Source organism: Haemophilus parahaemolyticus, assembly GCF_002015035.1.
Lineage (GTDB): Bacteria > Pseudomonadota > Gammaproteobacteria > Enterobacterales > Pasteurellaceae > Haemophilus_A > Haemophilus_A parahaemolyticus.
In genome coordinates, this window is the sequence record NZ_MUXY01000007.1 from 93,355 (window position 1) to 100,981 (window position 7,627).

General features: G+C 38.8%; 7 protein-coding genes and 4 tRNA genes. 6 read left to right on the forward strand and 5 right to left on the reverse strand.

Going from position 1 to position 7,627, the window contains the following annotated elements; all coding sequences use genetic code 11:
- Nucleotides 1-3: 3 nt before the first annotated feature.
- The 4 genes from B0185_RS06005 to coaA all read right to left on the reverse strand — a co-directional run bounded on the left by B0185_RS06005 (nucleotide 4) and on the right by coaA (nucleotide 3,273).
- A complete protein-coding gene (locus B0185_RS06005) occupies nucleotides 4-468 on the reverse strand; it encodes a cytochrome c-type biogenesis protein (protein WP_005706140.1) in 465 nt (154 codons plus the stop codon).
- Entirely contained in the window at nucleotides 465-1,703 is a 1,239-nt protein-coding gene (locus B0185_RS06010) for a hypothetical protein (protein ID WP_005706114.1), read from the reverse strand. Before B0185_RS06010 ends, B0185_RS06005 begins: the two co-directional genes overlap by 4 nt.
- 13 nt (nucleotides 1,704-1,716) lie before the next feature.
- Nucleotides 1,717-2,256: a DsbE family thiol:disulfide interchange protein gene (locus tag B0185_RS06015; protein ID WP_005706153.1), complete on the reverse strand. Its 540-nt coding sequence runs from the start codon at nucleotides 2,254-2,256 to the stop codon at nucleotides 1,717-1,719.
- A 66-nt stretch (nucleotides 2,257-2,322) separates the two neighbouring features.
- On the reverse strand, nucleotides 2,323-3,273 hold the full coding sequence (gene coaA / locus B0185_RS06020) for a type I pantothenate kinase (protein ID WP_005706118.1): 951 nt from the start codon (nucleotides 3,271-3,273) through the stop codon (nucleotides 2,323-2,325).
- A 244-nt stretch (nucleotides 3,274-3,517) separates the two neighbouring features.
- On the opposite strand from coaA, the gene B0185_RS06025 reads away from it, so the two are divergent.
- The 6 genes from B0185_RS06025 (at nucleotide 3,518) to xerD (ending at nucleotide 6,182) form a co-directional block, all read left to right on the forward strand.
- Nucleotides 3,518-3,593 (forward strand) — tRNA-Thr (locus B0185_RS06025).
- A gap of 35 nt (nucleotides 3,594-3,628) precedes the next feature.
- Nucleotides 3,629-3,713, forward strand: a tRNA-Tyr gene (locus B0185_RS06030).
- A 44-nt stretch (nucleotides 3,714-3,757) separates the two neighbouring features.
- Nucleotides 3,758-3,832, forward strand: a tRNA-Gly gene (locus B0185_RS06035).
- Nucleotides 3,833-3,835: 3 nt separating this feature from the next.
- Nucleotides 3,836-3,911 (forward strand) — tRNA-Thr (locus B0185_RS06040).
- A 114-nt stretch (nucleotides 3,912-4,025) separates the two neighbouring features.
- On the forward strand, nucleotides 4,026-5,210 hold the full coding sequence (tuf, locus tag B0185_RS06045) for an elongation factor Tu (RefSeq protein WP_078208097.1): 1,185 nt from the start codon (nucleotides 4,026-4,028) through the stop codon (nucleotides 5,208-5,210).
- Between the two features lie 78 nt (nucleotides 5,211-5,288).
- Nucleotides 5,289-6,182 carry a site-specific tyrosine recombinase XerD gene (gene xerD, locus B0185_RS06050; RefSeq protein ID WP_005706008.1) on the forward strand — a complete coding sequence of 298 codons (894 nt, stop codon included), beginning with the start codon at nucleotides 5,289-5,291 and terminating at the stop codon, nucleotides 6,180-6,182.
- Here xerD and tilS read toward each other — a convergent pair.
- Complete coding sequence (gene tilS / locus B0185_RS06055; RefSeq protein WP_005706009.1) at nucleotides 6,167-7,432, reverse strand: tRNA lysidine(34) synthetase TilS; 1,266 nt, start codon at nucleotides 7,430-7,432, stop codon at nucleotides 6,167-6,169. The two genes, xerD and tilS, sit on opposite strands and share 16 nt — an antisense overlap.
- Nucleotides 7,433-7,627 lie beyond the last annotated feature (195 nt).

Here is a 7,627-nt window from a genome sequence, read left to right on the forward strand (position 1 = left end):
AGGTTATTCCTTATCATTAAGAATTTTTGCCAAACGTGCTTTATCTTGTGCCGATTTTGCAAGATCTTGCAATTTTTCAACCGCTTGTGAGCCCTTTTTCTTTCGCATCAAAATCAAGCCTAAACCCGATAAAATGAGTAGCACAGGCAATATCCACAAGAAAATAGTAGCAGGGGTAAGAGGTGGATTGTAGGTGACAAAATTGCCATAGCGTTCAACCATATATTCCACCACTTCGTCCTTGTTTTTGCCCTGTTTGAGCAATTCTAATGTTTTCGCCCGCATATCGGTGGCGATAGTTGCATTAGAATCAGCAATATTGTTGTTCTGACATTGCGGACAACGCAGGGTTTGAATCAAGGATTGATAATCCGCTTCCTGCTGCGGGCTATCGAATTGGTTGAATTCGATGGGGGCAGCGGTGGCAACAGTTGCCGTGAAAATGAACAGAGAGAGTAATTTTTTCATTTAATTATTTTACCTTGTAAGAATGATAATGGGTAATCTATAATAATTTTTGATATTCTTGCTTGGGTATCTTTTGCTTTTACTAAGTTGCAATTAAAGTTATCTCCTTGATATTCAAAGATTTTGTAAGCTGGGATTTGGATGAAATTATCCGAATCATAATTTTTAAATACAATGACATTGCCTGTATTCCAATATATTTTTCCGCAAAATGCTCTATATTTATTATCTTCTGTTTGAAGATTAAATTTTTGTTTTCTAACATTGATAATTAGTTCTTTTGATTCTATATTAGTTTTAATAAAATTTTCTTCTATGTAATAGATTTTCTCTCTTCTATCCTGAAGTCCAAATGCTTGCATAATTCTATCAGAATATATCGTTTCTAGTTTCATTAATCCAAGTTGATTTATTATTTGTGTTAATAAGAATATGAAGAAAGGTAATAATATTGTAGATGCAATAAACAATAATAATCCAGATTGGAATAGTGTTTTTATATCTTTTGCATTTATTTTTGATGTTAAATAGCTATGGGATATAACTAATGCAGGAAGCAATATGGAATATATGATATAGAAAAAATCATGTTCTCCTAAGTTATAGCCTAAAACAAATAAAAAAGAGTAAAAGGATGATAGTATAAAATATATAACAATTTCAAAGTAATCTGATATATGACCGTTTTTACAGTGCGATTTGTATCTAATAGAAAAAAAGGTAATTAAGAGTAACAGTAGTAAAATTGCAGATAGTATAATGGATTGATTTCTTATAAAGGAATCTTCTGCTTTTAAAAAAATTGAAATCTCAAATCCTATAATATATAAGAATGGTGTAAAAGCTGGGATAGAATAAATCCATAACCTTTTTTTTATATTGTTTTTTATGATTAGATATGTTGGGGCATAACTAACTAAAAAGACAAAGGAATTCATAAATAGAAATATTACAATGAACCAAATTGTATTTATGCTAGCAATACTTTGACTTAGTAATGCAATACTATTAATATTTTTTAAATAAACGTATAATACAATCATTCCTAAGAATGAACCAAAGAATAAAGAATAGGTAAACGCTATATAAGTAAGATTGTGTTCCTTGGTATAGTTATTTTCTTCTGCATTAACTGATGTTTTATGGTTAGCTATTGAATCATTAATCTTTTCTAACGTACTATTAATTCTATATAATATATCTTTTTTTTCATAATGCTTTTTAAAAAAACACATATCAACAACCTTTTTATTTTAGTTTCTCATAAATCGGTTTCAGAATTTGGTTCCACACGTTTTCATTCACATCCCCTGCGTGGCGGTAGAGAATAATGCCGTTGCCATCAATGATAAAGGTTTCAGGTGCACCATACACGCCTAAGTCTAAGCCTAGAGAGCCTTTAGGATCATACACTATCGCTTTAAATGGGTTGCCGTAGCTCATCAGGAATTTCATCGCTTTGGCACGTTCGTCTTTGTAGTCGATGCCGACAATTTCCACGCCTTGTTTCGCAAGTTCAGTGAGGTAAGCGTGTTCTGCGTAGCAGGTTGGACACCACGTTGCCCAAACAGTAAGAAGGCGAGGCGTACCTGTTTTAATGATTTTTTCATCTAGCATTTTGGTTTCGTCTTGCACTGATTCTAGTTTGAATGTGGGCACAGGCTTGCCGATAAGTGCCGATTCGAGTTTTTTCGGGTCATCGCCGTTGCCATTGCGAAAGAGTTGAACCATTAAAGCGATGCAAAGCGTGATAAATATAACTAAAGGAAGAAAGAGTTTTTTGTTCATAATTATTTCTCTATTGCCTAGGTTTTGCCTTAGGTTACGCATAAATTAGCCTCTTTGAGGCTGGAGTTATTTTCTTAATTTCACTGTTTGGATTTCGTGGTTTTCGCCTTTGGTGAGAATTAAATTCGCCCGCTCACGGCTTGGCAGAATGTTTTTCTTCAAGTTTAAGCCGTTGATTTCTTCCCAAATGGTGGAGGCGGTTTGGATTGCCTCTTCTTCCGATAAAGCTGAGTAGTGATGGAAGTAGGAATTTGGGTCTGAAAATGCACTGCGGCGGAATTTCAGGAAGCGGTAAATATACCACTGTTTTAATAAGGTTTCATCAGCATCGACATAAATAGAAAAATCTACGAAATCGGAGACAAAAGCATTGTGAGGGCTGGATGGGTAGTTCATTCCGCTTTGCAGTACATTTAAGCCTTCTAAAATTACGATGTCGGGTTGCTCTACGACGTTAAACTGGTCGGGGATGATGTCGTAGGTTAAATGTGAGTAAATTGGGGCTTTTACGCTTGGTTTACCCGATTTGAGATCGGAAACAAATTCAATTAAGCGATAAATATCATACGACTCAGGAAACCCTTTGCGCTTGAGCAAGTTTTTCTCTTCTAAGGTTTTTAATGGATAAAGAAAGCCATCAGTAGTAATTAAATCTACTTTTCGTGGTTCAGGATAATTTGAAAGTAGAGCTTGTAAAATACGTGCTGAGGTGCTTTTGCCTACTGAAACACTTCCTGCGATACTAATAATGTAAGGTACTTTTGGCGGCTCAACATCTAAAAAGCGGTGTAAAACGGCTTGGCGTTTGAGATTTTCTTCGATGTAATAGTTAATTAAACGGGCAAGTGGTAGATAAATAGTGCGTACTTCTTCTAAAGAGAGATCTTCGTTAAAGCCGAGCAAGGGTTTGAGGTCTTGTTCGGTTAATTTTAACGGTACTGATTTGCGTAATTCCGCCCATTGACTACGATCAAATGTTAAAAAAGGGGTAATTTTGTTGGTTTTTTCAAGGCTCATTGCCAAAATCTCTATTTCTTAACCTAAATTTTGCTTTTTAAGCAAAAAGAATGATGCGAACTATACAATATAAACAGGATTTTTTGGGGATTTATTCTTATAAAAACAACAAAAAGTTACAAAAAATCAACATTTAGAATACAAAGTGAGCAAAGTAACGTTTTTTTTAATTTTTTAGAAAAAAACGCTTGCACAGTTTCAAAAAATCTCTATAATGCACCTCACTTGCTTACGACAACGCAACGCCGACTTAGCTCAGTAGGTAGAGCAACTGACTTGTAATCAGTAGGTCACCAGTTCGATTCCGGTAGTCGGCACCATCCCTGCAATGTTTAATCAAGTATTCAATTATCGTGGAGGGATTCCCGAGCGGCCAAAGGGGGCAGACTGTAAATCTGTTGGCTCAGCCTTCGAAGGTTCGAATCCTTCTCCCTCCACCATTTCTTAAGTTGAATCGCACATTGGGACAGACGAATTTAGAACAGCGGGCATCGTATAATGGCTATTACCTTAGCCTTCCAAGCTAATGATGCGGGTTCGATTCCCGCTGCCCGCTCCAAGCGCTGATATAGCTCAGTTGGTAGAGCGCACCCTTGGTAAGGGTGAGGTCGGCGGTTCAAATCCGCCTATCAGCACCACTATCTCTTCTAAACTTCATCTTTTCAACGTGTTCTTAATTTTGTAATAATTTCTACATGTGGTTAATGTGGTTATATGCCATTGTAACCGTGTTTGTTTAAGAGGCTTTAAAAATGTCTAAAGAAAAATTTGAACGTACAAAACCGCACGTTAACGTGGGTACAATCGGCCACGTTGACCATGGTAAAACAACTTTAACAGCTGCAATCACAACTGTATTAGCGAAACACTTCGGTGGTGCAGCTCGTGCATTCGACCAAATCGATAACGCGCCAGAAGAAAAAGCACGTGGTATTACCATCAACACTTCACACGTTGAGTACGATACAGCAACTCGTCACTACGCACACGTTGACTGTCCAGGACACGCGGACTACGTTAAAAACATGATCACTGGTGCGGCACAAATGGACGGTGCTATCTTAGTAGTAGCAGCAACAGACGGTCCAATGCCACAAACTCGTGAGCACATCTTATTAGGTCGCCAAGTAGGTGTTCCATACATCATCGTATTCTTAAACAAATGCGATATGGTTGACGATGAAGAATTATTAGAATTAGTTGAAATGGAAGTGCGTGAACTTCTTTCACAATATGACTTCCCAGGTGATGACACGCCAGTAGTACGTGGTTCAGCGTTACAAGCGTTAAACGGCGTAGCAGAGTGGGAAGAAAAAATTCTTGAATTAGCAAACCACTTAGATACATACATCCCAGAGCCAGAGCGTGCGATTGATAAACCATTCTTATTACCAATCGAAGACGTATTCTCAATCTCAGGTCGTGGTACAGTAGTAACAGGTCGTGTTGAGCGTGGTATCATCAAAGCAGGTGAAGAAGTTGAAATCGTAGGTATCAAAGAAACTGCGAAAACAACAGTAACTGGCGTGGAAATGTTCCGTAAATTATTAGACGAAGGTCGTGCGGGTGAAAACGTTGGTGCATTATTACGTGGTACAAAACGTGAAGAAATCGAACGTGGTCAAGTATTAGCGAAACCAGGTACAATTACACCACACACAGACTTCGAATCAGAAGTGTACGTATTATCAAAAGAAGAAGGTGGTCGTCACACTCCATTCTTCAAAGGTTACCGTCCACAATTCTACTTCCGTACAACTGACGTAACTGGTACAATCGAATTACCAGAAGGCGTAGAAATGGTAATGCCAGGCGATAATATCAAAATGACAGTATCATTAATCCACCCAATCGCGATGGACGAAGGTTTACGTTTTGCGATTCGTGAAGGTGGTCGTACAGTAGGTGCGGGCGTTGTTGCTAAAATCATCAAATAATTGATGGCTTAGTCAAAGCTTCACAAGAAAAGGCGTATCGAAAGGTACGCCTTTTTGTTATATTGACAAAATGATCCTATGAAACCCCTCGACAGCATTATTGAACAATTCCTCGATCAACTCTGGCAAGAATACGGGTTATCGCAAAATACAATAGAGTCTTACCGCTTGGATCTTGCTCAATTTACCGATTGGCTTGATTCGCCTCGCGAATTTTTAACGGTAGATCATAGTAAACTCCAAGATTTTCTCGGTTTTCGTATTGACCAAGGCTATAAAGCGAGCAGTTCTCTGCGAATGCTGAGTTGCTTGCGTAAATTTTTCCGCTTTTTATATCTTGAGAATTACCGCAAGGATGATCCAACAGCTACATTAGAATCATTTCGTAAGCCAATTCGGCTGCCAAAATCATTAAATGAAGAACAAGTAATGGATTTACTTAATGTGCCGAATGTATTTGACCCGATTGAACTGCGAGACAAGGCGATGTTGGAGCTGCTTTACGCAACGGGGCTTCGCGTTACAGAATTGGTTTCACTGACTACGGAAAATATGAGCTTACGACAAGGCGTGGTACGGATTATCGGTAAAGGTGATAAAGAGCGATTAGTGCCGATGGGAGAAGAAGCCATTTATTGGATTCAAGAGTATTCCCAACAAGCTCGCCCGATTTTATTGAATCAACAGCAATCAAATGTGGTGTTCCCAAGTAAACGTGGAACACAAATGACACGCCAAACTTTCTGGCATCGCATTAAGCATTATGCTCGGTTGGCAGGAATTGAAAGTGAAAAACTTTCCCCTCACGTGCTTCGCCATGCCTTCGCCACTCATTTGGTTAACCACGGAGCCGATCTTCGCGTGGTGCAAATGTTGCTCGGACACAGTGATTTATCCACTACCCAAATTTATACTCACGTGGCAAAAGCTCGTTTGAAATCATTGCACGAAAAATATCATCCGCGGGGATAGAGTAATCCTAATAGTATATTTTCTCCAAACACTAATGGCGTTCTATCCCTCAACCATACAGGAATTTGGTGCTTTTGCCAGATTTTTTTTATCTCTTCGTGATGGTTTTTGCCATATTCCCGCACTTTGCCTGAAAATCCTATTTGAATGGTTAGAGGTGAATTTTGATGATCGAATGGAATCGGCAAGCGGTCAATTTTTCCTGTTTTTTGGTAAATCAATTCATTACCAAGATGTTGAATTTCGCCTAATTGATAAGGCAGTGTAATGTATTCATTTTGTTTGATTTGTTGTAAAAAGGGAGCGATCTTGCTCAATTCTTCAGTAATAAAAATCTTTTGTTGATAACGACGAATAATCCATTTTCCCAATTTTAATTGCGGATTTTTATCTTCTTGTGCCAAAACTACACGCTCCATGAGCTGTTGTAATTGGGCTGATGTTGGCATTAACAAGCCTGATTTTTCCAACCAAAGGCGAAGAAGGGCGGCTTGTTTTTCGTGTGAAAATTGGGGAAAGTCGTGAATGGTGAGTGTTTTCGCTTTAGTATCAATATAGCACGTTAGACTCTCGGCTAATAATTCATTTAGCAAGGTTTGTTCGCTGGCTAAATGCAAGCAAGCTCTCGCCACATTGCGAGAAAATCCTGCCCATTGCTTTTCCATTTGAGGCAATAAAGTGTTTCGTAGGAAATTACGGTCGTAGGCATTCGATTGATTGCTCTCATCCTCCACCCACGCCAATTGATGTGCCTTGGCATACGCCAAAATCTCTGCTTTGCTGATGTTTAATAGCGGTCGGAAAATCGCAAAGTTTTGCGAAAAACTGACCGCGTGCATTGCAGTGAGTCCTTTCAAACCTGCACCGCGCTTGAGTGCAAGGAAAAAGGTTTCGGCTTGATCGTCCAAATGATGTGCGGTAACGACCACTTCATTTGGTTGCAACACTTCTCGAATAGCTTGATAGCGAGCTTCACGAGCGGAAGCCTCAACGCCTTTTTTCCCGCTTACCATTACTTTTTGCAAAATAAAGGGAATATTCCACCGCTTGCAAAGCTGTTCGCAGAAGGTTGCCCATTGATCGGCATTGGGACTTAAGCCGTGATGAATGTGAACCGCTCGAAGGTTTAAGTTCAGTGTGGAAAAAAGATGTAGCAAAACCACAGAATCCACCCCACCGCTGAAGGCGATGAGGAAGTTTTGTTGAGTGGGGAAGTGGTGGGTGAGTTGGGTTTGTAAATAAGCACGCATATGAAAATGTAGGAGCAAATTACATTTGCCCTAATATACCAACAATTTGGGGCAAATGTAATTTGCCCCTTGTATCTCAACCGATAAGTTAAAATAGCAAAATCAAGGTAAGATATTGATTTGCCCCTTAGTGCTTAGACACTGTAATGTAGATGAACTTACCTTTGATTTTCATCTTGTAATCTGAACAAAGTA

Bases quoted from the DNA above. Each gene is read 5' to 3' on its own strand.
- B0185_RS06005 (WP_005706140.1), bottom strand. From the start codon at position 468: ATGAAAAAATTACTCTCTCTGTTCATTTTCACGGCAACTGTTGCCACC.
- B0185_RS06010 (WP_005706114.1), bottom strand. From the start codon at position 1,703: ATGTGTTTTTTTAAAAAGCATTATGAAAAAAAAGATATATTATATAGA.
- B0185_RS06015 (WP_005706153.1), bottom strand. From the start codon at position 2,256: ATGAACAAAAAACTCTTTCTTCCTTTAGTTATATTTATCACGCTTTGC.
- coaA (WP_005706118.1), bottom strand. From the start codon at position 3,273: ATGAGCCTTGAAAAAACCAACAAAATTACCCCTTTTTTAACATTTGAT.
- tuf (WP_078208097.1), top strand. From the start codon at position 4,026: ATGTCTAAAGAAAAATTTGAACGTACAAAACCGCACGTTAACGTGGGT.
- xerD (WP_005706008.1), top strand. From the start codon at position 5,289: ATGAAACCCCTCGACAGCATTATTGAACAATTCCTCGATCAACTCTGG.
- tilS (WP_005706009.1), bottom strand. From the start codon at position 7,432: ATGCGTGCTTATTTACAAACCCAACTCACCCACCACTTCCCCACTCAA.